The sequence below is a fragment of the Marinobacter sp. UBA2498 genome, assembly GCF_002341575.1.
GTDB lineage: Bacteria > Pseudomonadota > Gammaproteobacteria > Pseudomonadales > Oleiphilaceae > Marinobacter > Marinobacter manganoxydans.
The window spans coordinates 18,780-20,055 of the sequence record NZ_DDOI01000098.1 but is presented as its reverse complement, the minus strand read 5'-3'; the positions used below and the strand labels follow the sequence as shown (position 1 = coordinate 20,055).

General features: G+C 57.3%; 2 protein-coding genes and 1 pseudogene. 2 read left to right on the top strand and 1 reads right to left on the bottom strand.

All coding sequences use genetic code 11. The features are described from left to right. A pseudogene (locus tag B2W52_RS13660) lies at positions 1-357 on the top strand (hypothetical protein); the annotation flags it as partial. Between the two features lie 89 nt (positions 358-446). Then, complete coding sequence (locus B2W52_RS13655; protein WP_104270243.1) at positions 447-683, top strand: hypothetical protein; 237 nt, start codon at positions 447-449, stop codon at positions 681-683. Between the two features lie 82 nt (positions 684-765). Here the strand turns inward: B2W52_RS13655 and B2W52_RS13650 are convergent, their stop codons facing one another. After that, positions 766-1,194 carry a DUF7282 domain-containing protein gene (locus tag B2W52_RS13650; protein WP_104270244.1) on the bottom strand — a complete coding sequence of 143 codons (429 nt, stop codon included), beginning with the start codon at positions 1,192-1,194 and terminating at the stop codon, positions 766-768. Between the last annotated feature and the right edge of the window lie 82 nt (positions 1,195-1,276).

The following is a 1,276-nucleotide window of genomic DNA, read 5'->3' as shown; positions in this document are numbered from 1 at the left end:
GATACAACCACCGACGAAACCGTAGCGGACACAGGAACAGACACTGAAATCAGCGAGCCCGTCACCGAGACGACGCCTGAGGAAACCGCTCCTGCAAACACAGCACTGCTGAGCTGGACCGCGCCGCTGACCCGCGAAAATGGCGACAGCCTGGCCATGGGCGAAATCGCAGGCTTCGAGGTGGTCTACGGCACCAGCGCTGAAAACCTCGACCAGAGCCTGGCCATTGGTGACGCCTCCGTCGACGAGCTGCTGGTTGATGAGCTGACAGAAGGCACCTGGTACTTCGCTATCCGTACCCTGGACACCGATGGTAATCGCAGCCGGTTGTCTGAAGTGGTCTACAAACAGATCTGATTTGGCGGTAAAAGGCAGCGACCCCCTCTGGGGGCTTCGCTGCCAGCCTGTTACTATGTGCTGGTCCATTGCTCCATACCAGGTACATCATGGCCGGTTCAGACTACTCCCGCAGTCTCCTTGAAGTGATCCCTGACGCCAGAGACGGCCTTACCCGCACTGAAAGAATCATTCTTTACGTCCTGCATGAAACTCAGAAAGAGCTGAAGGGCCGCAATGTCCCGACCGCCATGCTGTATGGGCGCGTACTTGAATACGTGGACATTAGCGAGGCGGAACTCCATCTTTACCTCGACAGATTGGGCGTGAAGGGGGACGGCAGATAGGGTTGGCCGTGGGTAATTAATCCGGTTTGATATGCCGGCTGCATTCGCCAGTCAGCGCAGCAGCCGGCACTATCGCCAGCGATTATTTTGCGGTAATAGTCTGCATCACCAGCTTGCCATCTTTCTTGATCGGGCCGTCTTCCTTGGCGCCCAGGGTGTATTCAAAAATACCCGTTTTCATCCCGCCGTCTTCGCTGTGAACCATCAGCATCAGCATGTCACCGGATTGCACTTCCTCGGTCAGGATGGCGGCGACGTCCATGTTCATACCTTTGCGCAACGGCGCGTGGGCGACAACAGGGCCCGGCTTCATGGATTCGTCCGTGCGGTGAACCACCAGCCACCCATTCTGTTCGGCAACCACCTTTCTGGCGGATACAACGCCGTTGGCAACTGACTGATCGTTGGTCCAGACACCGGCCTTGTGTTCAGCGGCCAACGCTGAACTGGTTGCGAAAGCGCCGGAAACGAGGGCGGCCAGAAGTGTGGAAGTTTTTGCGTGCTTGATCATTGCGTTCTCCTGAGTGTCAGTGTTTCCCGCCCGTCGGGTTGTTTTTGGGCGGGTTAACTGCAGCTACGGGAGCCGATGCGCA